Origin of the sequence: Dyella thiooxydans, from assembly GCF_001641285.1 — a bacterium.
Classification (GTDB): domain Bacteria; phylum Pseudomonadota; class Gammaproteobacteria; order Xanthomonadales; family Rhodanobacteraceae; genus Dyella_A; species Dyella_A thiooxydans.
Genome location: NZ_CP014841.1, coordinates 3639073 through 3662150, shown reverse-complemented (window position 1 = coordinate 3662150; position 23078 = coordinate 3639073). Strand labels below are relative to the sequence as shown.

The 23078-nt window shown below is 68.9% G+C and carries 23 protein-coding genes; 16 read left to right on the top strand and 7 right to left on the bottom strand.

Annotated elements, in window-relative coordinates:
* Window positions 1–125 precede the first annotated feature (125 nt).
* The 3 genes from purH (at window position 126) to ATSB10_RS16440 (ending at window position 3204) form a co-directional block, all read left to right on the top strand.
* Window positions 126–1736 carry a bifunctional phosphoribosylaminoimidazolecarboxamide formyltransferase/IMP cyclohydrolase gene (gene purH, locus ATSB10_RS16450; protein WP_063673813.1) on the top strand — a complete coding sequence of 537 codons (1611 nt, stop codon included), beginning with the start codon at window positions 126–128 and terminating at the stop codon, window positions 1734–1736.
* Window positions 1737–1749: 13 nt separating this feature from the next.
* Window positions 1750–2427 carry a GNAT family N-acetyltransferase gene (locus tag ATSB10_RS16445; protein WP_063673812.1) on the top strand — a complete coding sequence of 226 codons (678 nt, stop codon included), beginning with the start codon at window positions 1750–1752 and terminating at the stop codon, window positions 2425–2427.
* Window positions 2428–2499: 72 nt separating this feature from the next.
* Window positions 2500–3204: a glutathione S-transferase gene (locus tag ATSB10_RS16440; protein ID WP_063673811.1), complete on the top strand. Its 705-nt coding sequence runs from the start codon at window positions 2500–2502 to the stop codon at window positions 3202–3204.
* 116 nt (window positions 3205–3320) lie between these two features.
* Here the strand turns inward: ATSB10_RS16440 and ATSB10_RS16435 are convergent, their stop codons facing one another.
* Window positions 3321–3752 carry an EamA family transporter gene (locus ATSB10_RS16435; RefSeq protein WP_063673810.1) on the bottom strand — a complete coding sequence of 144 codons (432 nt, stop codon included), beginning with the start codon at window positions 3750–3752 and terminating at the stop codon, window positions 3321–3323.
* Between the two features lie 10 nt (window positions 3753–3762).
* Window positions 3763–4278, bottom strand: a complete 516-nt coding sequence (locus tag ATSB10_RS16430) for a DUF2782 domain-containing protein (RefSeq protein ID WP_063673809.1) — start codon at window positions 4276–4278, stop codon at window positions 3763–3765.
* A gap of 114 nt (window positions 4279–4392) precedes the next feature.
* Between ATSB10_RS16430 and polA the strand changes: the two genes are divergently transcribed.
* The 5 genes from polA (at window position 4393) to ATSB10_RS16405 (ending at window position 11757) form a co-directional block, all read left to right on the top strand.
* Entirely contained in the window at window positions 4393–7140 is a 2748-nt protein-coding gene (gene polA, locus ATSB10_RS16425; protein ID WP_063673808.1) for a DNA polymerase I, read from the top strand.
* A gap of 351 nt (window positions 7141–7491) precedes the next feature.
* On the top strand, window positions 7492–7710 hold the full coding sequence (locus tag ATSB10_RS16420; RefSeq protein ID WP_063673807.1) for a hypothetical protein: 219 nt from the start codon (window positions 7492–7494) through the stop codon (window positions 7708–7710).
* A 94-nt stretch (window positions 7711–7804) separates the two neighbouring features.
* Entirely contained in the window at window positions 7805–10012 is a 2208-nt protein-coding gene (uvrD, locus tag ATSB10_RS16415) for a DNA helicase II (RefSeq protein ID WP_063674543.1), read from the top strand.
* An 88-nt stretch (window positions 10013–10100) separates the two neighbouring features.
* Window positions 10101–10439, top strand: coding sequence for a hypothetical protein (locus ATSB10_RS16410; RefSeq protein WP_063673806.1), 339 nt, complete (start codon window positions 10101–10103; stop codon window positions 10437–10439).
* Between the two features lie 103 nt (window positions 10440–10542).
* A complete protein-coding gene (locus ATSB10_RS16405) occupies window positions 10543–11757 on the top strand; it encodes a hypothetical protein (RefSeq protein ID WP_063673805.1) in 1215 nt (404 codons plus the stop codon).
* 25 nt (window positions 11758–11782) lie between these two features.
* Here the strand turns inward: ATSB10_RS16405 and ATSB10_RS16400 are convergent, their stop codons facing one another.
* The 3 genes from ATSB10_RS16400 to ATSB10_RS16390 are packed head-to-tail and all read right to left on the bottom strand — an operon-like array spanning window position 11783 to window position 14949.
* Window positions 11783–13036 (bottom strand): heme biosynthesis HemY N-terminal domain-containing protein, encoded by a 1254-nt coding sequence (locus ATSB10_RS16400; RefSeq protein ID WP_063673804.1) that lies wholly within the window; start codon window positions 13034–13036, stop codon window positions 11783–11785.
* Window positions 13033–14145, bottom strand: coding sequence for a uroporphyrinogen-III C-methyltransferase (locus tag ATSB10_RS16395; protein ID WP_063673803.1), 1113 nt, complete (start codon window positions 14143–14145; stop codon window positions 13033–13035). Before ATSB10_RS16395 ends, ATSB10_RS16400 begins: the two co-directional genes overlap by 4 nt.
* A 36-nt stretch (window positions 14146–14181) precedes the next feature.
* The gene (locus tag ATSB10_RS16390) at window positions 14182–14949 is read right to left on the bottom strand and encodes a uroporphyrinogen-III synthase (protein WP_063673802.1); all 768 of its coding nucleotides are present in this window, start codon (window positions 14947–14949) and stop codon (window positions 14182–14184) included.
* A gap of 134 nt (window positions 14950–15083) precedes the next feature.
* On the opposite strand from ATSB10_RS16390, the gene ATSB10_RS16385 reads away from it, so the two are divergent.
* The 4 genes from ATSB10_RS16385 (at window position 15084) to ATSB10_RS19485 (ending at window position 17257) form a co-directional block, all read left to right on the top strand.
* Entirely contained in the window at window positions 15084–15578 is a 495-nt protein-coding gene (locus ATSB10_RS16385) for a YiiD C-terminal domain-containing protein (RefSeq protein WP_063673801.1), read from the top strand.
* Window positions 15579–15651: 73 nt separating this feature from the next.
* Window positions 15652–16068 (top strand): hypothetical protein, encoded by a 417-nt coding sequence (locus tag ATSB10_RS16380; protein ID WP_063673800.1) that lies wholly within the window; start codon window positions 15652–15654, stop codon window positions 16066–16068.
* Window positions 16069–16159: 91 nt separating this feature from the next.
* Window positions 16160–16600, top strand: a complete 441-nt coding sequence (locus tag ATSB10_RS16375; RefSeq protein WP_063673799.1) for a rhodanese-like domain-containing protein — start codon at window positions 16160–16162, stop codon at window positions 16598–16600.
* A 396-nt stretch (window positions 16601–16996) separates the two neighbouring features.
* Window positions 16997–17257, top strand: a complete 261-nt coding sequence (locus ATSB10_RS19485; protein ID WP_157469329.1) for a hypothetical protein — start codon at window positions 16997–16999, stop codon at window positions 17255–17257.
* A gap of 356 nt (window positions 17258–17613) precedes the next feature.
* On the opposite strand, the gene ATSB10_RS16370 is transcribed toward ATSB10_RS19485, so the two are convergent.
* Window positions 17614–18690: an IS110 family RNA-guided transposase gene (locus tag ATSB10_RS16370; RefSeq protein WP_063673798.1), complete on the bottom strand. Its 1077-nt coding sequence runs from the start codon at window positions 18688–18690 to the stop codon at window positions 17614–17616.
* A gap of 755 nt (window positions 18691–19445) precedes the next feature.
* Between ATSB10_RS16370 and ATSB10_RS16365 the strand changes: the two genes are divergently transcribed.
* Entirely contained in the window at window positions 19446–19817 is a 372-nt protein-coding gene (locus tag ATSB10_RS16365; protein WP_063673797.1) for a hypothetical protein, read from the top strand.
* A gap of 140 nt (window positions 19818–19957) precedes the next feature.
* Here the strand turns inward: ATSB10_RS16365 and ATSB10_RS16360 are convergent, their stop codons facing one another.
* Complete coding sequence (locus tag ATSB10_RS16360; RefSeq protein ID WP_083966352.1) at window positions 19958–21010, bottom strand: 2Fe-2S iron-sulfur cluster-binding protein; 1053 nt, start codon at window positions 21008–21010, stop codon at window positions 19958–19960.
* 64 nt (window positions 21011–21074) lie between these two features.
* On the opposite strand from ATSB10_RS16360, the gene ATSB10_RS16355 reads away from it, so the two are divergent.
* The 3 genes from ATSB10_RS16355 to ATSB10_RS16345 all read left to right on the top strand — a co-directional run bounded on the left by ATSB10_RS16355 (window position 21075) and on the right by ATSB10_RS16345 (window position 23050).
* Entirely contained in the window at window positions 21075–21518 is a 444-nt protein-coding gene (locus ATSB10_RS16355) for a hotdog fold thioesterase (protein WP_063673795.1), read from the top strand.
* Between the two features lie 13 nt (window positions 21519–21531).
* On the top strand, window positions 21532–22479 hold the full coding sequence (locus ATSB10_RS16350) for a serine/threonine protein kinase (RefSeq protein WP_063673794.1): 948 nt from the start codon (window positions 21532–21534) through the stop codon (window positions 22477–22479).
* A gap of 133 nt (window positions 22480–22612) precedes the next feature.
* Window positions 22613–23050 carry a hypothetical protein gene (locus ATSB10_RS16345; protein ID WP_063673793.1) on the top strand — a complete coding sequence of 146 codons (438 nt, stop codon included), beginning with the start codon at window positions 22613–22615 and terminating at the stop codon, window positions 23048–23050.
* The last annotated feature ends 28 nt before the right edge of the window (window positions 23051–23078 follow it).

Here is a 23078-nt window from a genome sequence, read left to right as displayed (position 1 = left end):
GATCGGGGCCCTGCGGGGTCCTTTTCGTTTGGCCGTCCATACCGCCGGTTGATTCCCTGCAACGGGCGGAATGCCGCGGGCCTCCTGGGCTATAATCGCCGGCTCCCGAAGCCCTGGAAGCCGCCATGCCCGCCCCCGCCGTCACGCCCGTCCGCCGCGCCCTGCTCAGTGTCTCCGACAAGACCGGGCTGCTCGACCTGGGCAAGCGCCTGGCTGCCGCCGGCGTGCAGCTGCTGTCGACCGGCGGCACGGCGAAAGCCCTGCGCGAGGCCGGCATCGCCGTCACCGACGTCAGCGAGATCACCGGCTTCCCGGAAATCATGGACGGTCGCGTCAAGACGCTGCACCCGAAGGTGCACGGCGCCCTGCTCGGCCGTCGCGGCACCGACGACGCGGTGATGGCCGAACTCGGTATCGCGCCGATCGACCTGCTGGTGCTGAATCTGTATCCGTTCGAAGCGACCGTCGCCAAGCCGGATTGCACGCTGGAAGACGCGATCGAGAACATCGACATCGGCGGCCCCGCGATGCTGCGCTCGGCGGCGAAGAACTGGAACGACGTGGGCGTGCTCACCGACCCGGCACAGTACGACGAGGCGATCGCCGAGATCGAACAGCAGGGTGGCCTGACCCGCGCCACCCGCTTCAGGCTGTCGGTCGCCGCGTTCAACAACGTGGCCAACTACGACGGCGCGATCAGCGACTACCTCTCCGGCCTCAAGCTCGACGACGCGCACGCGGCGATCGCCGGCCACGAGGCCTTCCCGGCGCAGAGCAACGGCCGCTTCGTCAAGGTGATGGACCTGCGCTACGGCGAGAACCCGCACCAGAGCGCGGCGTTCTACCGCGACCTGTATCCGCACGCCGGCACGCTGGCCACGTTCCGGCAGCTGCAGGGCAAGGAACTGTCCTTCAACAACATCGCCGACGCCGATGCCGCGTGGGAATGCGTGCGCAGCTTCGTCAAGCCGGCCTGCGTGATCGTCAAGCACGCCAACCCCTGCGGCGTGGCGGTGAGCCTGGACGGCATCGGCAAGGCCTACGACCTGGCCTACCAGACCGACCCGACCTCGGCCTTCGGCGGCATCATCGCGTTCAACCGCGAGTGCGACGGCGCCACCGCGCAGGCGATCGTGGCGCGCCAGTTCGTCGAGGTGGTGCTGGCGCCGTCCTACAACGACGACGCGCTGAAGGCGTTCGCGAAGAAGGGCAACGTGCGCGTGCTGGAGATTCCGGTGCCGCCGGGTACCGACCTGGTTGCCGCGCACCCAGGCAACAACGTCAAGCGTGTCGGCTCGGGCCTGCTGATCCAGACCGCCGACACCGGCATGGTCAAGGCCGAGGACCTGAAGGTCGTGACCAAGGTGGCACCGACGCCGCAACAGATCGACGACCTGATCTTCGCCTGGAAGGTGGCCAAGTTCGTCAAGTCCAACGCCATCGTCTACGCGAAGGACCGCCAGACCATCGGCATCGGCGCCGGCCAGATGAGCCGCGTGTACAGCGCGAAGATCGCCGGCATCAAGGCCGCCGACGAGAAGCTGGAAGTGCGCGGCTCGGTGATGGCCTCCGATGCGTTCTTCCCGTTCCGCGACGGCATCGATGCGGCCGCCGCAGCCGGCATCAGCGCAGTGATCCAGCCGGGCGGCTCGATGCGCGACGCAGAAGTCATCGCAGCCGCCGACGAGCACGGCATGGCGATGGTGTTCACCGGCATGCGCCACTTCCGCCACTGATCGCCGCGACGCCGTGCATCCGCTCGACCGCCCGGTCTGGTCCAGCCTGTCGACGGCGCACGAAGCGCTGTCGCTGGGCGACGCGCGGGCGCGGCGTTATCTCCCGGATGTGAACCTGTTTGCCTCGGCATGCGACGACGGCGACGAGGCGCTCGCTGCACTGGCCGCCCTGGTCGGGGCCGGCGAGCAGGTCTACCAGCTGCAGGTGCCGGCCATCACCGTCCCGCCCGGTCTCGCTGCCGTGAGGCAGGCCTGGGGTGTGCAGATGGTGGCGGATGCGCCGCTCGCGCCGGAGCCGGACACCGGCGACATCGTTCCGCTGGGTGACGACGATGCGGCCGAGATGCTGGCGCTGGCGCAACTCACCCAGCCCGGGCCGTTCCTGGCGCACACGCATCGCATGGGCCGGTTCCACGGCGTCCGCATCGCCGGCCGGCTGGCCGCGATGGCCGGCGAGCGCATGCGCTTCCCCGGCTGGACCGAGCTCAGCGGCGTCTGCACCCATCCCGACTTCCGCGGCCGCGGTCTGGCGCGCCGGCTGTCGCAGCACGTGGCATCGCTGATCGCCGCGCGCGGCGATACCGCCTTCCTGCACGCGTGGCGCGACAACGCACCGGCGATCCGCCTCTACGAAAGCCTGGGTTTCGCCTGGCGCAGCGACGTGCACGTCGCCGTGCTGGCCCGCGTCTAGCGGTCCGGCCGAACACGCCGGCTTGAACCGGTGCCGGCTAGCCTCCGCGCATCTTCCGGCGAGGACTCCGCCATGCGCTATCAGCTCTACTACTGGACCGGCATCCAGGGCCGCGGCGAATTCGTGCGCCTGGCGCTGGAAGACGCCGGCGCGGATTACGTCGACGTGGCGCGGGTCGAAGGCGATCGGGCGATGCGGCCCTTCCTGGACGGCAAGATGGCCGGGGCGAGGCCGTTCGCGCCGCCGTTCCTCAAGGCCGGGCGATCGGTGATCGCGCAGGTCGCGAACATCCTGCACTTCCTCGGTCCGCCGCTGGCGCTGGTGCCGAAAGCGGAATCGCGGCGCCTGCAGGCGCTGCAGTGGCAGCTGACCATCGCCGACGCCGTTGCCGAGGTCCACGACAACCACCATCCAGTCGCCGGCTCGCTGTATTACGAGGAGCAGCGCGACGAGGCGATCCGGCGCGCCGAGGTGTTCCGCCGCGAGCGCCTGCCGCGCTTCCTCGGCTACTTCGAGCAGATGCTGGAGGCGGCCGGCGGGCGTCACGCGCTGGGACGGCACTCCTACGTCGATCTGTCGCTGTTCCAGCTGGTGCGCGGACTCGAGTATGCCTACCCGAAGGCGATGCGCCGGCTGGCGCGGCGGACGACCCGCCTGCGTGCGCTGGCGGACCGGATAGAGCAGCGTCCGAACATCGCCGCCTATATCGCGTCGCCGCGTCGCATCGCATTCAATACGCAGGGCATCTTTCGCCACTACCCGGAGCTGGATGGCTGAGGAAGCGAAGGCCCCGTAGGAGCCCGCTCGCGGGCGATGCTCTTTCTCTTTCCTTTTCTTCGATGGAGATCAGGAGCAGGAGCATCGCCCGCGAGCGGGCTCCTACGGCGGGATGCTTAGAACAGGGCGATCACCATGGCGCCCGCCACGATCAGGGTACCGCCGACGAGCAGCGGCAGGCTCGGCTTCTCGCCCAGGAACACCAGCCCCAGCACGATGGCGATCGCCACGCTGAGCTTGTCGATCGGCGCCACCTTGCTCACCGGGCCGAGCTGCAGCGCGCGGTAGTAGCACAGCCAGCTCAGGCCGGTGGCGATGCCGGACAGCACCAGGAACAGCCAGCTGTGCCAGGGCAGTCCGGAGGGTTTCGCCCATTCACCGCGCAGGCTGAGGATGGCGGCCGTCACGCCGAGGATCACCACCGTGCGGATGAAAGTGGCGAGATTGGAGTTGATGCCGGCCACACCCAGCTTGCCGAAGATCGCGGTGAGCGCGGCGAAGCACGCCGAGCCCAGCGCGAAGAGCAGCCAGCTGTCGCGCAGCGGCATCCTGCGCGACTCAGTTCGAGCCGTTGTCGCCGCTGTCCCTGGTCTCGGCCGGCGGGCGACTCTTGCCCCATTCCAGGATCTTGTACATCACCGGACCCACCGGCTTCTGGCCGTGTTCGTCGACCCAGCGCCCGTTCGGGTCGACCATGTAGGTCTGCTGGATCCCGTTCTTCGGAGTTACCACCACCATGTACAGGCGGCCGCTGCGACGGTACTCCTGCACCGTCTGGTCGCCCTCGCGATGCACGCTGACCTGGGGGATCGCCTCCGTCGGACGGTGGTCGCCCGGTGCCCGCGGCAGCGGGATCGGCTTGCCGGGCAGATGGGTCGGGGTGAGCTCGGCGGGCGTCGATTCCGGAGCCGGCGCGGTCTTCGCCGGAGCGGGGGCGGTGGCCGTGTTCACGCCCGGATCGTTGAGGCCCGGCGGCGGCAGGGCCGGCAGGTCGGGTTTGGCCGGAACATCCTGCGCATGCACCTGCGCAGCGAGCAGCAGGGTGGCGAGAGCCAGGGGAAGGCGGGCGGACATGGCGCGTAACCTCACGCAGGGGACAGGTCCGCAGCATAGCAGCGGCCACCCCGCGCAAATGCTGAAGGCATGTCGCAGCGGTCGCCAGCGCAAGCCCATGCGAGAATGCCTCGCATGGCCAAGCTCATCCTGATCGACGGTTCCTCCTATCTCTACCGCGCCTTCCACGCACTGCCGCCGCTGACCAACGCCCAGGGCGAGCCGACCGGCGCGCTGTTCGGCGTGGTCAACATGCTGCGCGCCACGCTGAAGGCGAATCCGGACTACCTCGCCTTCGTCAGCGATGCGCCCGGCAAGACTTTCCGCGACGACATGTACGACCAGTACAAGGCGAACCGACCGCCGATGCCGGACGACCTGCGCGCGCAGGTCGAGCCGATGCTGGCGATCGTCGAGGCGCTGGGCTTCCCGATCCTGCGTGTGCCCGGAGTGGAAGCCGACGACGTGATCGGCACGCTGGCGCGGCAGGCCGAGGCGGCCGGCATCGAGGTGGAGGTCTCCACCAGCGACAAGGACATGGCGCAGCTGGTCAGCCCGCACATCACCCTGGTCAACACCATGACCGGCACGGTGATGAATGCCGACGCCGTCAAGGACAAGTTCGGCGTGCCGCCCGAGCGCATCATCGACTTCCTCGCGCTCACCGGCGACACCGTCGACAACGTCCCCGGCGTGCCCAAGTGCGGCCCGAAGACCGCCGCCAAGTGGCTGGCCGAATACGACTCGCTGGACGGCGTGATCGCGCACGCCGGCGAGGTCGGCGGCAAGATCGGCGAGAGCCTGCGCGCCGCGCTGCCGCAGCTGCCGCTGTCGCGCGACCTGGTCACCATCAAGACCGACGTCGCGCTCGAACAGGGGCCGACCGACCTGGCCCGCCGCGAGGCCGACGTGGCGACGCTGCGCGAGCTCTACACCCGCTACGAGTTCAAGCAGGCGCTGAAGGAACTGGACAGCGCCGACGCCCCGGTAGGAGCGCACCCCGTGCGCGATGCTCTTGCTCCTGATGCGGCCGAAGACGATCGCGCACAGGGTGCGCTCCTACCCGCAGACAACGCGCCGGGCAGCTACGAACTGGTCACCACCCCGGCCCAGCTCGACGCCTGGCTGGCGAAGCTGGAGAAAGCCGAGCTGATCGCCTTCGACACCGAGACCACCAGCTTGGACGCGATGCAGGCAGAGATCGTCGGCGCCTCGTTCGCGGTCGAGACCGGCCACGCCTGCTACATCCCGCTGGCGCACGACTACCCCGGCGCGCCCGCGCAGCTGGACCGTGCCGCCACGCTGGCCGCGCTGAAGCCGCTCCTGGAGAACCCCGCGCGACCCAAGCTCGGCCAGCACGCCAAGTACGACATCAACGTGCTCAGCCAGTACGGCATCACCGTGCAGGGGTTGAAGCACGACACCCTGCTCGAGTCCTTCGTGTGGAACGCCACCGCCACGCGGCACGACATGGATTCGCTGGCGAGCAAGTACCTCGGCTACGAGACGATCAAGTACGAGCAGGTGGCCGGCAAGGGTGCCAAACAGATTTCCTTTTCCCAGGTCGATCTGGAGACCGCGCGCGACTACGCCGCCGAGGACGCCGACGTCACCCTGCGTCTGCACCGTGCGCTATGGCCGAAGCTGGAAAGCGAACCGAAGCTGCGCCAGGTCTACGAGACCATCGAGATGCCGCTGGTGCCGGTGCTGGCGCGGATGGAACAGCGCGGCGTATTGATCGACGTGAACGAACTGCGCAAGCAGAGCCAGCAGCTCGGCAAGCGCATGCACGAGATCCAGCAGCAGGCGTATGCCGAAGCCGGCCGCGACTTCAACCTCGATTCGCCCAAGCAGCTGCAGGCGATCCTGTTCGATGAGCTCGGCCTGGCGGCCAGGGTGAAGACGCCCAAGGGCCAGCCCTCGACCAACGAAGAGGCACTGGAAGCGATCGCCGACGACCACCCGCTGCCGCGGCTGATCCTCGACTACCGCGGCCTGGCCAAGCTGCGCTCGACCTATACCGACAAGCTTTCCGGCATGGTCAATCCGCGCACCGGTCGCGTGCACACCAGCTACCACCAGGGCGGCGCGGCGACCGGTCGGATCTCATCCTCCGATCCGAACCTGCAGAACATCCCGGTGCGCACCGAGGAGGGCCGGCGCATCCGCCAGGCTTTCATCGCTCCCGAAGGCTGGCGGGTGATGGCGGCGGACTATTCGCAGATCGAGCTGCGCATCATGGCCCACCTGTCCGGCGACGAAGGCCTGCTCAAGGCCTTCCACGAGGGCGGCGACGTGCACCGGGCCACCGCGGCGGAGGTGTTTGGCCTGCCACCGGAGGAGGTCAGCGCCAACCAGCGTCGCGCCGCCAAGGCGATCAACTTCGGCCTGATGTACGGCATGAGTGCCTTCGGCCTGGCCAAACAGCTCGGTGTGGACCGCGGCGAGGCCGGCGACTACATGGCGCGCTACTTCGCCCGCTACCCCGGCGTGCACGCCTTCATGGAGACCACCCGCGCGCAGGCGCACCGCGACGGCTACGTGCAGACCATCTTCGGCCGCCGGCTGTACCTGGAGAACCTCAGCGCCCGCAACCAGGCGTTGCGACAGGGCGCCGAGCGCGCCGCGGTGAACGCGCCGATGCAGGGCAGCGCGGCGGACATCATCAAGCGGGCGATGATCGCCGTGGATGGCTGGCTCGCCGGCCGCGACGACGCCCGCATGCTGATGCAGGTGCACGATGAACTGGTGTTCGAAGTGCGCGCCGACGCGGTCGACGCGGTGCGTGAGGGCGTGGTCGCGCGGATGAGCGGCGCGGCCGAACTGAAGGTGCCGCTGCTGGTCGACGTGGGCGTTGGCGCCAACTGGGACGAGGCGCACTGAACCCGCGCGGTTGTTGGATTTTCGTCAAATGAATCGGCGCTAAATCTTTCCTGGAAGCGAGGGCAACTTTTCCCGGCTTCGGACGATCTATCCCATCGGATGCACGCAACGGCATCCATGGGTTCAACCCCTCCCTGGAGAACCCATCCGATACGCGCCTTCCCCTGGGCCTCCGTATCGCGGCGATACCGGTCTTCCCCTGGGCCGCTTCGCCAAACCCGGCCCCGAAGGCACCCCCTAGCCTTCGGGGTTTTTTTTTCGCCCGCCGGACATGAACGAAGCGGGCGACGTGCACCCGGCCTGCACGCGCCGACCCCGTATGATCGGCGCACCCAAACAGGAGGATCACCCATGCGCGCAGGTCTCATCATCGTCGGCGTCGTGCTGTTGGCCGCTGGCATCTGGGTCACCCTAGGCAACGGCAGCTACAAGAAGACCGATACCGTCGCCAAGCTGGGCCCGGCACAAATCACCGCAACCCACGACAAGGCCATCCCGCAGTGGGTCGGCATCGCCGGCATCGTGATCGGCGGCGTACTGGCCATCGGCGGTTTCGTCAGCAAGCGCTGAGGCCTCATCCGCGAGGACATCCGGCCGTCGCCCGCAGGGGCGGCGGCCTTCTTTTACCCGGAGCAATCGCCTCGGCGCCGCTACAATGGTGCGGATGGATGTCTCGCACCTGATCGATTCGCTCAACGACGCGCAACGCGAAGCCGTCTGCGCCCCGCCCGGCCACTACCTGGTGCTGGCCGGCGCCGGCTCCGGCAAGACCCGCGTGCTTACCCACCGCATCGGCTGGCTGTGCGAGGTGGAACAGGTACCGCCGTGGGCGATCCTCGCCGTCACCTTCACCAACAAGGCCGCCGGCGAGATGCGCGCGCGGCTCGGTGCACTGATCCCGCAGAGCACGCAGGGCCTCACCGTCGGCACCTTCCACGGCATCGCGCATCGGCTGCTGCGCCGACACTGGGCCGAGGCCGGGCTGCCGGAGGGCTTTCAGATCCTCGATTCGGACGACCAGCAGCGGCTGGTCAAGCGCGTGGTCGCCGGGCTGGGGCTGGACGACGCGAAGTTCCCGCCGCGCCAGGCCTGCTGGCAGATCAACAGCTGGAAGGACGAGGGCAAACGCCCGGAGAACATCGAGCACCACGACCACCCGGTCACCCGCGCCTTCGTGCAGATCTACCAGGCCTACGAGGATGCCTGCCGCCGCGCCGGCCTGGTCGACTTCGCCGAGCTGCTGCTGCGCGCCCACGAGCTGTGGCTGAAGAACCCGGCCGTGCTGGAGCACTACCAGCACCGCTGGCGCTACCTGCTGATCGACGAGTTCCAGGACACCAACACCCTGCAGTACGCGTGGATCCGCGTGCTCGCCGGTGCGACGGGCCAGGTGTTCGTGGTCGGCGACGACGACCAGGCGATCTACGGCTGGCGCGGCGCGAAAGTGGAGAATGTGCAGCAGTTCCTGAAGGATTTCCCCGGCGCCCGCACGATCAAGCTGGAGCAGAACTACCGCTCCACCGCGACCATCCTGAAAGCCGCCAACGCGGTGATCGCACGCAACGGCGGCCGCCTCGGCAAGCAGCTGTGGACCGACGGCGGCGACGGCGAGCGCATCGCGCTGTATGCCGCCTACAACGAACAGGACGAGGCGCGCTTCGTGGTCGAGCGCATCCGCGAATACATCGAGGAGCACGGCGACGCCAAGGACTGCGCGATCCTCTACCGTTCCAACGCGCAGTCGCGCAACTTCGAGGAACAGCTGTCCCAGCGCAACATCCCGTACCGCGTGTACGGCGGCCTGCGCTTCTTCGAGCGCGCGGAAATCAAGGACGCGCTGGCCTACCTGCGGCTCACCGCCAACCGCCACGACGACGCCGCCTTCGAGCGCGCCGTGAATACGCCACCGCGCGGCATCGGCGACCGCACGCTGGACGTGCTGCGCCGGCGCGCCCGCGTCAGCAACACCTCGATGTGGGAAGCGGCGCTGAGTGAACTCTCCGGTGCCAGCGAGCTGGCCGGACGCGCCAAGAATGCGGTGAAGGCCTTCCTCACCCTGATCGAGCAGATGGCGCGCGACTTCGCCCCGCCGGCGGACGATCCGGACGGCCGCGGCCTCACCCTCGCCGAGCAGATGGACCACGCCATCAGCCACACCGGCCTGCGCGACTTCTACGAGAAGGACAGCCGCGGCAACGCCGAGTCGCGCACCGAGAACCTGGACGAGCTGGTCAACGTCGCCAGCCGCTTCGAGCCAACCGCCGAGGACGTCGACGCCGGCCTGTCGGAGCTGGCCGCCTTCCTCTCGCACGCCGCGCTGGAAGCCGGCGAAGGCCAGGGCGAGGCCTGGGACGACTGCGTGCAGCTGATGACCCTGCACTCGGCCAAGGGCCTGGAATTCCCGGTGGTGTTCCTGGTCGGCATGGAGGAGGGCCTGTTCCCCAGCCAGCGCTCGGTCGAGGACGAAGGCCGGCTGGAAGAGGAACGCCGGCTCGCCTACGTCGGCATCACACGCGCCCGGCAGAAGCTGTTCCTCACCCACGCCGAATCGCGCCGCATGCACGGCACCGAGATGCTGGCGCGGCCCTCGCGCTTTCTCGCCGAGATGCCGGCCGAGCTGGTCGACGAAGTACGCCCGCGCGTGCAGGTCAGCCGCCCGATGTACAGCGGCGCGCCACGCTACGGCGGCAGCGCCTCGCTGGAAGAAGCCTTGCCGGTGAAGCTGGGCCAGCGCGTCAGCCATCCCACCTTCGGCGAGGGCGTGGTGCTCAGCGCCGAAGGCGCCGGTGCGCACGCGCGGCTGCAGGTGAATTTCGCCGACGCCGGCAGCAAGTGGCTGGTGGCGGCCTACGCCAACCTCACCCCGCTCTGAGGACGGCCTGACCCATCCCCGGGAACTCGTCGCGCCCGCGTTGTCCAACGCTCCGTTTCCCCCGGAGCCCACGACCGGAGCGCGAACCATGCGCCGCGACGATCCCGCCAGCCGCCTGCTCGACTACGACCTGTGCGTGCACATCTTCACCGCCTCGGCGGGGATGGTCGGCGTGTGCCTGACGGTGATCGGCATCATCCGCGTGGTGATCTCGCTGCGTAAGGCGGACCTGTTCGTCGACGACCTGCTGGCCGGCGACGCGATCCTCTACCTCGCCGCCTGCCTGCTCGCCTACTGGGCGCTGCGCACCCGTCACCACAAGCGCAACCATCGGGTCGAGCGCACCGCCGACGTGGTGTTCCTGGTCGCTCTCACGCTCACCGCGGTGAGCGCCGGCCTGATCACCTGGGCGATCTCGGTGCGCTGAGCGCGGCGCCGAGTCCCGGAACCATGGCGCGCCCCGCCCGCCACTGGGCGAGCGCCCCGGCGTCGCGCTAGCCTCGCATCACCTTCGCAAGCCAGACGAGCACATGGACGTCCCCTGGTATCTCCAGCACCTCGACCTGCCCGCCGGCGCCGACTCGCGCGCGATCAAGCAGGCCTATGCCAGGCAGCTCAAGCGGCTCGATACCGCCACCGACATCGAGGGCTTCACGCGCCTGCGCCAGGCCTACGAGGCGGCGCTGCTAGCGCTCGACGGGGAGCCCGTGGCAGCACCCGCCACGCCGTCCCACCCACCGACGAGCACACCCGCGTCCGGCGCATCCGCCGCACCGCTGGAGAACCCGGTCGTCACCGAGGCCCGGCAAGCCCTGGCAAGGCTGCGGCAGGCCTTGTCATCCGGCACCCCGCCGACCGCCGCGCTGACCGACGTGCTTGCCGGGGTCCGCCAGGGCCACCTGCAGCTTCCGGCCATCTTCGAGTGCCTGCTGATCGATGCTCTCGCCTCCGGCGCGCTGGATGCACCGCTGGAGGTGTTCAACGCGGCACGCGAGGTCTTCGACTGGATGGACGTGACCCGGCTGGCCCAGCTCGGCCCGCGCGGCCAGTGGCTGCAGCAGGTGATGCACGAGCAGCGCCATTGGGAGCAGGCCACCGCACCGTGCCACGGCGCCGGCTGGTTCGAACGCCTGATGCGCGGTGACCGCACGCCGCCGGATCCCGACATGGCGGCGCAGTGGCCGTTTGTCCTGCAGGCACTGCGCCTGTTCCCCAACCTGATTCCACTGCGCGCGGGCCGGCCGATGCTGGAGGCGTGGCAACAGGCATTCGCCGCGTTGCCGGAACTTCAACGGGGACTGGCCGAGGAGCGGGCCAGTGCTGCGCCGGCGTCGCCGGCGGCCTATCGTCGCGCACAGCCTCGGCAACGCGCTCGCCGGGGCTTCCCCGGATGGGCGTTCGGAATCGCCGTGTTCTTTGCGCTGCGCATGCTGCTCGATCTGGTGGGCAGTCATTCGTCACAGATAGCGTCGATCTTGACGCCGCCCCCTCAGCAGGTCAGCGAGCAGACCGCCGACGTGCCCCGACCCGTGTCGTTGCTGGTCTCCGCACCACCGGCAACGGTCGACGGACCGGACTGCCAACGCGTCGAAAACCGCGTGCACGGACGGGGCTGGACGCCGCCGGCGTCCGATGACGAGAAGCGTCGACTCGGACACTACATCCGCCAGTGCGTGCAATTGGGCTACTGGCCGCACTGGCGCATGGCCGATCCCCGGCTGGCCAGTCTCGGCGTGGTGCTCTAGCGGATCCGGTCGCGAAGCGCCTGCGCTATTCGCGCAGGCGCGGCATGCCGTGCTCGTTGCGGTCCTCGATGGCGATCGGGCGGGTGTCGATCGCGCCCAGCGATGCCGTCGGCACGTTCAGCACCGAGTCGCCGCGGGTCAGCGCCAGTGCGTTGCGGTAGCAGCGCTGCGCCATCACCGCGTCGCCCTGGCCGGTCCACATCTCGGCCAGCGCTTCCCATGCGCCGGCACTGGGGGCGAGCGCGATGGAACGCTCCAAGTGCTTGCGAGCCTGGCCCCACAGCTTGAGCTTCACGCACAGCCGGCCCATCGCCAGCAGCAGACCGGCGTCGTTGGGATGCGCGTCCAGCCAGCCTTCGGCGCGGCGCAGGCGGGCTTCCAGATCCTCGTCGCCCAGTGCACCCCACACCTGCACCAGCGAAGACGACCACTCGCGGCGCAGCGCCGAGTCCAGTTCGTCCATCGCCGGCAGGATCATGCCCAGCGCCGCGGCGCGGCGGGCATAGGCCTCGATCACCGCCGGCGTCCGTCGCTGGTTCTTCGGCAGTTGCGACCACAGCTGGTTGAGCGCGGCCGCATCCGGCGCGGCGGCCACGCTGGCCACCAGCACCTGGGTCTCCAGCGCCTGGTAGCTGCGGGTGCCGAGCGCCGAACTCTTCTGCAGCGGGGCCAGCGCGGCACGCGCGCGGCGGCTGTCGCCGGCCGCCAGTGCAGCCAGCGCCAGTTCGCGCCAGCCGCCGGGAGTCAGCTTGCCGTTGTCGGCTTCCGGCGCCAGCAAGGCGACGGCCTCGGCCGGCTTGCCCTCGCGGCGCAGCAGCGAGGCGCGCAGCACGCGCGCGGCCGGCGGTACGTCCTGCGCGGCCTGGTCGAGGAATTCGCGGGCCCGCGTGGTCTCGCCGCGGCGGGCGGCGGCTTCGGCGGCGGCGAGCAGCGCCGGGCCGCGCAGCGCATCCAGCCGCGAGGCGCGGGCCAGGTCGCGCTCGGCGTCGCCGTGGCGACCCTCGGCCAGTGCCACCAGGCCATCGGCCAACCGGCGCCGACTGACCCGGCGATGCCGGCGGGTGAACGCGCCCAGCGGCCAGCGCACGAGCTGCCACAACGCGCCCAGCACGGCCCACAGCAGCAGCAGGATGACGACCGCCGCCAGCACCGTGGTTTCGGCATACCAGCCGCGGATGCGCACCAGCACGTAGCCGGGGTCTTCGGCGACCCAGTGCCAGCCGAACGCCGCCAGTGCGGCGATCAGCACCAGCAGGAGAATCCAGCGCCACAGCTTCACGGGCGTGCTCCGTTCGCAGCGGGCTTGACCGGGGTAGCGCCAGCCGACGGCTTGAGCGCGTGCACCGCGCGCAGGTTGCGCAGCTCCGTGAGCGCCTCGCCCAGTTCCACCGGCGTGCCGGGCGCGGCGTCCTTGATGAGGCCGGCCAACGTGTCGCGCGCCGCCTTCACCGTCGCATCGGCGGCGTCGAACTGGCCGGCCAGGCCGGTGTCGGCCCGCTGCAGGGCGGCGCGATAGGCCGTGCCATCGTGCGCGAGCAGCGCGGCCTCGGCCTGGGCCAGGTCCAGCGCCACCAGTTCACGCGAGAGACGCGCGTCGGCCACGGCCATCGGCGCGCCGTTGTCGCGACCGATCCGCACCACGCTGGACAATGCCTGCCCGATCCGCGCCCACGCGCCACTGCTGGACGACGAGGCCGGGGCGTCCAGCGGACGCAGCGGCAGGCCGCCGATCTGGCCGCGCAACTGCTGCAGCCTGGCCAGCGCGGCGCTGTCGTGGCTGGCGGCGGCACGATCGAGCGCCTCGCGCTCGGCGGCCACGCTCTGGCGCAGGCCGTAGAAAGCACTGTCGTCCACGCCGGACAGCGCCTGGTCGGCCAGGCCGTAGGCGGCGGCCGCACCCGCGGCGTCGTGGAACAGTTCGTAGCGTTCCTTGCCCATGCGCAGCAGCGACTCGGCTTCGTCCAGCAGCATCGCGTCGTGGCTGGACAGGCTCTTTTCCGACAGCTTGGCCACCGCGTCCTCGAGGTTGCGCAGGCGCTCGTTCTGGCCGAGCACCTCCTCGCGCAGACCGCGGTTCACGTCGTCGGCGTCGCGCAGCCGCGCGCTGAGCGAGCGGCGATCGTCATCCAGCGCCTTCAGGCTGGTTTCCAGCGTGGCGACGCGGGTATCGAGCTGGGCCACGGTACCGGCGGCAGCGGCATCGCCGCGGGCCCGCTGCCACTGCTGCCAGCCGACGTAGGCCGTGCCGGCGATGGCCAGCAAGGCGAGCAGGAGGGCCAGGGCAAGCGCGCTGCCGCCGCCCTTCGGCTCGGACGGACGCGGCGCGACGGGGCGCGAGGAAGCGGGGGCGACCTTGGCGGTCTCGTTCGGAGCGGCATCGTTGTTCATGCGCGCATGCTAGCAGCGGCGGCACGCCGGGCCGCATCAAGGCAGCGTGAAGTCACCGCCGGCGGCCGCCAGCAGGTCGGTGGCGCCGGCCGAGCGGGCCAGCGCCATGCGGGAAAATCCGGCGATGCGGGCGGCCTCGGCCAGCCGCTCGCTGCTGACCACGACCACCGCCCGCTTCAGGACCGCCCAGGCCTCCGGTGGCAGCGAACGGGCGAGGTTGTGCAACGCCTCGGCACTGGACAGCAGCACCCGTGCGTCGGCCGGCAGGGCGCGCACGGCCGCGATGTGGCGGCGGTCCAGCCGCGGCGCGGCGCGCGTATAGACGTGCACCTCGTCCAGCCGCGCACCGCGCGCGACCAGCGTTTCGCGCAGCAGGCCGCGACCGCCGGCCGCGCCGACCAGCGCCACGGGCCGGCCGGTCAGCGACTGCAGCGCCGGCAGCGCCAGCACGCCCTCGCTGTCCTGCCGGGCCGGTGCGAGCGGCGCCGCGATGCCCGCCCGGCGCAGGGCGCGCGCGGTGCCCTGGCCCACACCGACCGCCACGCAGCCGGCCGGAATCGGAGCCAGCGCCGCCGCGTAGCGCACCGCGGCCGGACTGGTGAAGACCACCACCTCCGCCCGCAGCGCCCGGAGCAGCGCCGCCCGCGTCGCCCCGTCGCCGATCGCATGCAGCGACAGTCCCGGCAGCAGCAGCGGCCGGCCGCCCAGCGCGCGCACCCGTCGCGCCAGGCTGGCGCCGGTGCCGGCCGGACGGGTGATGACCACCGCGCGGCCATGCAGCAACGGAACAGGCGATGAGGACATGGCGATGGATTCCTCGCGTTCGGGGACGTCGGCGACGATGCGCGGCAGGGTCGCAGTCTAGCGTTGCCGCCGCTTACACTGGCCCGCCCCGCCCGGCGCGCCGGGCTGCTGTCCCCCTGCACCACGAGATATCGATGTCGACTTCCTCCCCCGCGCCCTCCGGCGCCCGCGACGCTACCGCCGATGCGCTGGTGCGATTCATCCGCGACGAGATCCCGCTGGCCCGCGCGATGGACCTGCATCTGGACACCCACACCCCGGATCGCCTCAGCCTCGCCGTGCCACTGGCGCCCAACGTCAACGACAAGGGCTGCGCCTTCGGCGGCAGCCTGGTCAGCCTGATGACGCTGGCCGGCTGGGCCCTGGTGGAGCTGGCGCTGCGCGAGCGTGGCGAGGACTGCGACGTGTTCGTCGGCGAGTCCACCGTGCGTTATCTGGCGCCGGTGTGGACGGATTTCCGCGCCGATGCCGTGCTGGCGCCGGAGTCGGACTGGACCACCTTCTTCGCCACCCTGGCCGCTCGGGGGCGCGCCCGCATCGAGGTGAGCTGCGCCGTCCCCGGCGAGGACGGCAAGCCCGCCGCCACGCTGGCCGCGCGCTTCGTCGCCAAACGCCGCGCAAGTTCCTGAGCCGGTGGCGGGCTTGCCCGCACGGCGTCATCCGGCACAATGGCCGACGCCCTTCCCGCGAAGAGAACGCGCCATGCGTCGTATCGCCCGCATCACCGCCGCCGCCGCCCTGCTGCTGGTCGCCGGCTGCGCCACCGACCAGCGCAACCAGACGCTGACCGCCACCCTCAACGCCTACGCCAGCACCGTCCGCTGGGGCAACCTGGCCAACGCCGAGCAGTTCGTCGACCCGGCGATCCGCAACGAGCACCCGCTCACCCCGATCGAGCTGTCCCGGTTCACCCAGTACCGGGTCAGCGACTACGACGACGGTTCGGGTCCGGTCGCCACCGGCGAGAACGAGGTCAAGCAGGTGGTGCACATCGGCATCGTCAACGTGCACACCCAGGTCGAACGCACCCTGGTCGACCGCCAGACCTGGAAGTACGACCCGCAGGCCAAGCACTGGTGGCTGACCACCGGCCTGCCCGACCTGGAACCCGCGCAGTGATGCCGCAGGGGCGGCGCCACCGCTTGCCCCTATAATCGCGTTCCTTTCCGCATGCCCAGGCGACCCGAGCGGTCGCACCAATCGAGTCCCGATGAACGATTTCCTGCACAAGCTGCCCGCCTTCGTGGGCAACCATCTCGCGCTTTCGGCGCTGTTCGTCGTCCTGCTGCTGGCGCTGATCGTCACCCAGCTGATGACCCTGCTGCGCAAGTTCAAGGAACTGACGCCGGCCGGCCTCACCCTGCTGATGAACCGCGAGAACCCGCTGCTGGTGGACATCTCCCCGCGCGACAGCTTCGAGAAGGGCCACATCCCCGGCGCGAAGCATGTGCTGATGAGCCAGTTCGACCCGGAGAGCAAGGACCTGGCCAAGGCCAAAGACCTGCCGGTGGTCGTTATCTGCCGCTCCGGCCAGACCGCCCAGGGCGCCGCCCAGCGCCTGGTCAAGGCCGGCTTCCAGAAGGTCTTCTACCTCGGCGGCGGCATGGGTGCGTGGACGCAGGCGCAGTTGCCGGTGGTGAAGGGGAAGTAATCCCCAGACCTGCAAAGCATCGAGACATCCGACTCGGCGCGATGCCGGCAAGAACGAGAAACCCGCCGAGGCTATGAGAGCCAAGGTGGGTCTTTTTTGCGCGCGGCTCGCATCGTGCCGACCGTACGCGTTATTACCCCGGATCCGAGCGATATCGGATATCAACCCGAAAAGTGCTATATGCGATCGCTGAAGATCGGCGGATTTCACCGCAGGCCACATCACAGATAATTGATGTAGCGGAAAATTTCTGGCTTGACGCCGCATGATGCTGCAAGGGGGCATCGATGCATATACCCCGACATGGAGTCTACTAAGCGTTAGAGGTAAGGCTCGCGGTCAGCGACACCAAGGCTCCGGAGATGATCACGTGCCACTTGAAGGAAGGGATGTGAAATGAAAGGGATGCAAATCGGCGCAGTAATGGCCATTTTTGCTGTGTTCGGGACTCTTGGACTTTTTGGCGCTGCGGCCATCGCCATCCAGTGCACCGACTCCCGAATGGTCCGTGCAAACGCTGCGAAGTTGCTGTCTCCTTCCGAGCTAAAAACGTTGCGTTCTGCGAATGGCCTCTGTTCGGACACATATATTTTTATCCGCAAAGGCAAGAAGATGTGCATCAGTGCGGGCATGGAAACTGCCGGCAGCTGTGGGTAGCCTCTAACCAGTCCGTAAGAGACTTCCGATCAACCCCGGGTGCATGACGCTTTTGCCCCAGGCGTTCGGGCCACTGCCAATCATCATGTTGTCCTCCGATGGTGCGTGTTGCGTGTCGATGCGATGCGACCTCAACGGATGCCAGACTGCATTTCCGTAAACGGTCTTGTGGGGTCGATGCTGCCGACCCGGACCAGGGTATAAACCGCACCCGGCGACCTCATTCATTCATCGGACTGTCCGGCGTGCGGGGATCAGCCGCGACGCGGGATGGACGTCCAAATGGTTAGTCAGGTTCTCGCCGGGTCGGTCTGACCCGTTGTCTACCGCGTCGCACGGACAGTGAATCGAATCTCTCAAGCGGCCTCGGCTGCGCTTGCTTGCCGATGCCTCGGATGCTGCAGGCAGGCGTGCGGATCGTAGTCGACGTCCCGGGTCAGCATCGCCCACATCTGCCGCGCATGCTTGTTGGCGATCGCCACCAGCACCTTGCCGAATGGCAGTCGTCGATCCAGCGTGCGTATCCACAGTTGCTCCGGCGTGGCCTGCTCCGTCGCCACCGCCTTGGCCCGCTGCAGGCTGCTGCGCGCGCCCTGGATCAGCAGCGTGCGCAGATAGGCATCGCCACGGCAGCTGATCGTGCCCAGACGCGCCCGCCCGCCCGTGGAGTGCTGCATCGGCACCAGACCCAGCCAGGCGGCCAGCTGCCGACCGTTGCGGAAGTCGGTCGCGGCGCCCAGCGTCGCCACCACCGCGTCGGCGGTGATCGGCCCGATGCCGACGATCGAGCGCAGCCGCATGCAGCGCGTATCGTCTCGCGCGTGGGCGTCGATACGGGCATCACATGCCTCGATGCGCTCGCGCACCTGCGCCCAGTGGGCGGCCAGGTCGCGCAGCAGCTCGCGGAACTCACCGGGCAGTTCGTAGGCCTCCAGGTCGGCCAGCACCCGGCGTAACGCCACGTCGCTGTTGGCCACCACGATGCCGAACTCGGCCAGCAGGCCACGCAGCCGGTTGCCGATGGCCAGGCCCTCGGCCTTGTAGCCCTCGCGCACCCGGTGCCAAGCCAGCCGAGCCTGCTGCTCCACCGACTTCACCGGCACGAAGCGCATGTTGCCCTGCCGGGCGGCGGTGGCGATCGCCTCGGCGTCGTTGCGGTCGTTCTTGGTCGTGCGGCTCTTGCGGAACGGGCCGACGAACTGGGCGGCGATGATCTTCGGCTGCAAGCCCAGCACCAGGCAGTGCCGGGCCCAGTGATGCGCCCCGCTGCACGCCTCCATCGCCACCACGGTGCCGGCCGGCTGCTGGCCGAGCCACGCGGCAAAGGCGTCGCGCTTCAACTCCTGCCGCCGCAGCACATGTCCGGCCGAGTCCACCTCGCACACCGAAAACACCCGCTTCGCCAGGTCCACACCCAGAGTTATAGTGCCCATGGAGACTTCCTCCTCTGCTGACGGTTGTGTCGCAACACCATCATGGCCCTCGAGGCCGAAAGGGGAGGAAGTCTCTTTTTACTCATCCAAGCGGACGGCTCCGCCGCCGCTTAATTCCAGCGTTGGCCAATATGCAAGATGACTCTACAACCCCCGGTTTCGATGGCCTTTTGAATCTACTCAATGCGCCAGACAAAAGATCGGCGCAGAAAATATGCAAAGACCTCGTGATTGAGAGTCAAGACCTCTTCGATTTCATCATTGCAGGCAGAAATGGGCTTCTTCAGCCATACCGGTACGCTTGCCACTTCTCCGATTACACGCCCGAACACGTCATACCATCATCCGAGCAGTTGTCTGCGCTATCCCATCACGGCGTAGGGTTGTTCACCGGAAAAGCAAAGACAGCCGTAAACAAAATGTTCCAGGCAATCAATGATCGTCGCATGTTTGCTGCACATCTCTTGTACCTGCCACCACAGGATTATTGGTCACTCTTCTACTTCGACCAGCGAGATCAGACTGAGTTTGGTAACCACTGGAAAATCGGTGGGTCGCATATCCACTATTCGTGTGAGGCGTTCACTCGCGACTCCATGCAAAGTATGTGGCAAGCTGTTTGCCAGCTTCGACCATCACCGCCGAGCGCGGAGCACATCCGTTACAGGAGGTCATCCGCTCATGGCTAACATCTCGTTCGAGGCGGACGGCTCCGCCGCCGCTCAACTCCTGCGTTAGGCCGTCATGGAGCAACTATGAGCACGTTCGAAGAGGCGAAGCACATCTGGCAGACGTACGTTCCCAGGCGCGGCCAAGCCGAAACGGTGCAGGGCGAGCTGCTCAGAGCAGTGGAAAAGCTTCGCGACGAGGCTGTCCGTAATGGAAACTGCAACTGGGATGAGGGGTTCGACCTCCTCGTTGCCTATTTGGCGAACCACCTGCTTGATCCGGCAGTCTACTCAGCGGAGACGGTCGCCCAGACGAGCTCGGCGCTGCAGAGGCTTCGGGACTATGACGCCCCGTACCTAGACGACGACCTCTACGACCAGCTAGGCGACCGTGTAGTCGAGTACTTTCGGTTCTATGGCTCACGCCCGCATGTACACAATGACCAGCTTCATCGCTGAGCGGGGTGAATTAACACTCGAAGTGCGACACCCCGAGTCATTCATCGAGTCGTTCGATGGGCGTCCTGAAGCCATATCTCTTCCTCGGGCGTTGGTTGAGCTTCTGGGCAATCAAATCGCAGTGCCGTCGACGCCCGCCGCTACCCCTGCGCCCGGATCCCCGCCCGTCCCGACAGGATCTGCGCCAGCACGTCTGGCGCGTATTCGAACGAGTCGTAGTAGAGACGGTCTTCCGGCAGGCCGGCGTCGACGAAGCGGTGGCGGGCGCTGTCGATCATGGCGGGCGGGCCGCTCATGTAGAGGTCGTGGGCGGAGAGGTCCGGATGGTCGGCGAGCACGGCTTCGTGCACCAGACCCGTGCGTGCGCTGGCGTCGCCGGCCTCGGACAGCACCGGGATGAAGACCAGGTCGTGCGCGTCGCACTGCCATTGCTCGGCGAGCGCGCGCAGATAGAGATCGCCAGGCTGGCGGGCGCCCCAGTAGACGCGGATGGCGCGGCGGGTGCCCAGCGCGAGGAAGTGCTCGACCACCGCCTTGACCGGCGCGAAGCCGGTGCCGCCGGCCATGAAGATCATCGGCCGCTCGGAATCCTCACGCGGCACGAAGGTGCCGAGCGGGCCCTCGATGCGCAGCGTGTCGCCCACCTTTGCCCGGTCGCTGACCCACGAGGTGAAACCGCCGCCGGCGATGTGCCGCACGTGCAGCTCCAGGCTGCCGTCGGGCGCGGGCATGTTGGCGATGGAGAACGGGCGACGCTTGCCTTCGTCCAGCAGCACGTCGAGGTACTGGCCGGCCAGGTGACGCAGCGGGCGTTCGCCGGGGACCGGTTCCAGCCGCAGTCCGATCACCTCCGGCGCCAGCCGGCGCTTGTCGACGATGCGTACGTCCAGCGCGCGGCGGACGATATCCTCTACTGAAGTGATTTCGCGCGCGGCGATCAGCAGGTCGCTGGTCGCCACCGCCTGACACAGCAGCACGGCGCGATGCGCGCGCTCGCCGGCGTCCAGGGCCAGTGGGGGATGCCGCGGATAGTCCACCTGGCCCTCGAGCAGGATCGCCTTGCAGCTGCCGCACACGCCGGAGCGGCAGGAATACGGCAGCGCGATGCCGGCGCGCTGCGCCGCTTCGAGCACGGTTTCCCCCGGCTGCGCCGCGAAGCGGTGACCGGTGGCCTGGAGGGTGATGGTGAACACGTCTGCGATTGTCGCCGCGGCGGGTGTCAGCCGACAATGCGGGTTCGTCATACGGGTATCAAGCATGAGCATCTGGAAGCAGGACATCGGCGTCGACACCATCAACGGCTGGTCGAAGAACACGCTGATGGAAGCGCTGGGCATCCGCATCACCGAGCGCGGCGAGGATTTCCTGCGCGGCACGATGCCGGTGGACGCGCGCACCCACCAGCCCTACGGCCTGCTGCACGGCGGCGCCTCGGTGGCGCTGGCCGAGACGCTGGGCTCCACCGCGGCCATGCTCACGCTGGACCCGACGCAGGAACTCACCGTGGGCCTGGACATCAACGCCAACCACGTGCGCGGCGTGCGCAGCGGCCTGGTCACCGGTACCGCGCGGCCGCTGCACATCGGCCGCACCACCCAGGTGTGGGAGATCCGCATCGAGAACGAGGACGGCTCGCTGGTGTGCATCTCGCGCCTGACCATGGCGGTGGTGCCGGCCCGCGTGATCGGGAACAAGGGCTGAGCCGCCCGCCCCGATGTCGAACGAAGCGCCCTACGCGCAACTCACCCCCGACCTGGTGCTGGATGCGGTCGCCGCCTGCGGGCTGTGGCCGGATGGTCGCCTGCTGGCACTGAACAGCTACGAGAACCGCGTGTGGCAGGTCGGCATCGAGGATGCCGCGCCGGTGATCGCCAAGTTCTACCGGCCCGGCCGCTGGAGCGACGCGGCGATCGAGGAGGAACATGCCTTCGCGCAGGAACTGATGGACGCGGAGATCCCGGTGGTCGCGCCGCTGCGCTTCGACGGCCGCAGCCTGCTGCACCACGGCGGCTACCGCTACGCGCTGTCACCGCGCCACGGCGGCCGCGCGCCGTCGCTGGAATCGCGCGATCAGCTGGAATGGCTGGGCCGGCTGATCGCGCGCATCCACACCGTCGGCGCGCGCACCCCGTTCGCCCATCGCGGCCGGCTCGACCGCGCCACGATGATTGCCGCGCCGGTGTCCGCCGTGCTGGCCTCGCTGCTGCTGCCGGCGTCGCTGGAAGGCGCCTACCGCACCGCCACCGACCGGCTCGACCGGGCTGTCGCCGATCGGCTGGATGCCGTGGGCCCGGTGCGCACGCTGCGCCTGCACGGCGACTGCCATCCCGGCAACGTGCTGTGGACCGACGCCGGGCCGCACTTCGTCGACCTCGACGACGCGCGCAGCGGCCCGGCGGTGCAGGACCTGTGGATGCTGGCCAACGACGCCGCGGCGATGGAGGCCCTGCTCGAGGGCTACGCCACCATGCGCGACTTCGACCCGGCCGAGCTGGCGCTGGTGCCGGCGCTGCGCGCCATGCGCCAGGTCCACCACGCCGGCTGGATCGCCCAGCGCTGGCACGATCCGGCGTTTCCGCTGGCGTTCCCGTTCGTGGCCGAACCGCGCTGGTGGGAGCAGCACGTCACCGACCTGCACGAACTGGCCGAGGATCTGGAATGATGCCTCCCCCCGTAGGAGCGCACCCTGTGCGCGACCGGGCCGCAGCCTGCGGTGATGCCTGTCGCCCACAGGGTGGGCTCCTACCCGGTGCCTGTCAGCCGCATAATCGCGCCTTTCGCTCTGGAGCCACTGCATGCGTTCGTTCCTGTTCCGCCTGATCGGCATCCTCGAAGTGGCCGGCGGCTTCCTCGGCGTGGTGGCGATGATCCGCCGGCTGCTGCCGCTGGGTTCCACCTACGAAACGCTGATGGCGGTGATCGGGCTGGCGCTGTTCGGCTTCATCCTCATCGCCGGCGTGCTGCTGCTGGAAGGCAGCGAGCGCGGCGTGTCGCTGTCGCGCGTGGCGCAGCTGCTGCAGTTGCCGCTGGTCGCCACCCCGGTGTTCAGCTACGCGCTGCACGCCGGCGGCTTCGTCAACGTGTTCGCGGTGATCCACGACGGCATGCGGCTGGGACTGGACTATCACATCGGCTCGCACGGCTTCGTGCTGGCGGTGGCCGGGCCGGGCGTATCGCGCATCGGCCTCAACCTGCTGGCGCTGCTGTCCTGGCTGGTGCTCAAGCTGCGCTGATTCCCGACAACCGGCATACACGAACCAC

What these genes read in the sequence shown, in the direction of transcription:
- purH (WP_063673813.1), top strand. Translation starts at nt 126, where the DNA reads ATGCCCGCCCCCGCCGTCACGCCCGTCCGCCGCGCCCTGCTCAGTGTC.
- ATSB10_RS16440 (WP_063673811.1), top strand. Translation starts at nt 2,500, where the DNA reads ATGCGCTATCAGCTCTACTACTGGACCGGCATCCAGGGCCGCGGCGAA.
- ATSB10_RS16435 (WP_063673810.1), bottom strand. Translation starts at nt 3,752, where the DNA reads ATGCCGCTGCGCGACAGCTGGCTGCTCTTCGCGCTGGGCTCGGCGTGC.
- ATSB10_RS16430 (WP_063673809.1), bottom strand. Translation starts at nt 4,278, where the DNA reads ATGTCCGCCCGCCTTCCCCTGGCTCTCGCCACCCTGCTGCTCGCTGCG.
- polA (WP_063673808.1), top strand. Translation starts at nt 4,393, where the DNA reads ATGGCCAAGCTCATCCTGATCGACGGTTCCTCCTATCTCTACCGCGCC.
- ATSB10_RS16420 (WP_063673807.1), top strand. Translation starts at nt 7,492, where the DNA reads ATGCGCGCAGGTCTCATCATCGTCGGCGTCGTGCTGTTGGCCGCTGGC.
- uvrD (WP_063674543.1), top strand. Translation starts at nt 7,805, where the DNA reads ATGGATGTCTCGCACCTGATCGATTCGCTCAACGACGCGCAACGCGAA.
- ATSB10_RS16410 (WP_063673806.1), top strand. Translation starts at nt 10,101, where the DNA reads ATGCGCCGCGACGATCCCGCCAGCCGCCTGCTCGACTACGACCTGTGC.
- ATSB10_RS16405 (WP_063673805.1), top strand. Translation starts at nt 10,543, where the DNA reads ATGGACGTCCCCTGGTATCTCCAGCACCTCGACCTGCCCGCCGGCGCC.
- ATSB10_RS16395 (WP_063673803.1), bottom strand. Translation starts at nt 14,145, where the DNA reads ATGAACAACGATGCCGCTCCGAACGAGACCGCCAAGGTCGCCCCCGCT.
- ATSB10_RS16390 (WP_063673802.1), bottom strand. Translation starts at nt 14,949, where the DNA reads ATGTCCTCATCGCCTGTTCCGTTGCTGCATGGCCGCGCGGTGGTCATC.
- ATSB10_RS16385 (WP_063673801.1), top strand. Translation starts at nt 15,084, where the DNA reads ATGTCGACTTCCTCCCCCGCGCCCTCCGGCGCCCGCGACGCTACCGCC.
- ATSB10_RS16380 (WP_063673800.1), top strand. Translation starts at nt 15,652, where the DNA reads ATGCGTCGTATCGCCCGCATCACCGCCGCCGCCGCCCTGCTGCTGGTC.
- ATSB10_RS16375 (WP_063673799.1), top strand. Translation starts at nt 16,160, where the DNA reads ATGAACGATTTCCTGCACAAGCTGCCCGCCTTCGTGGGCAACCATCTC.
- ATSB10_RS19485 (WP_157469329.1), top strand. Translation starts at nt 16,997, where the DNA reads ATGAAAGGGATGCAAATCGGCGCAGTAATGGCCATTTTTGCTGTGTTC.
- ATSB10_RS16370 (WP_063673798.1), bottom strand. Translation starts at nt 18,690, where the DNA reads ATGGGCACTATAACTCTGGGTGTGGACCTGGCGAAGCGGGTGTTTTCG.
- ATSB10_RS16365 (WP_063673797.1), top strand. Translation starts at nt 19,446, where the DNA reads ATGAGCACGTTCGAAGAGGCGAAGCACATCTGGCAGACGTACGTTCCC.
- ATSB10_RS16355 (WP_063673795.1), top strand. Translation starts at nt 21,075, where the DNA reads ATGAGCATCTGGAAGCAGGACATCGGCGTCGACACCATCAACGGCTGG.
- ATSB10_RS16350 (WP_063673794.1), top strand. Translation starts at nt 21,532, where the DNA reads ATGTCGAACGAAGCGCCCTACGCGCAACTCACCCCCGACCTGGTGCTG.
- ATSB10_RS16345 (WP_063673793.1), top strand. Translation starts at nt 22,613, where the DNA reads ATGCGTTCGTTCCTGTTCCGCCTGATCGGCATCCTCGAAGTGGCCGGC.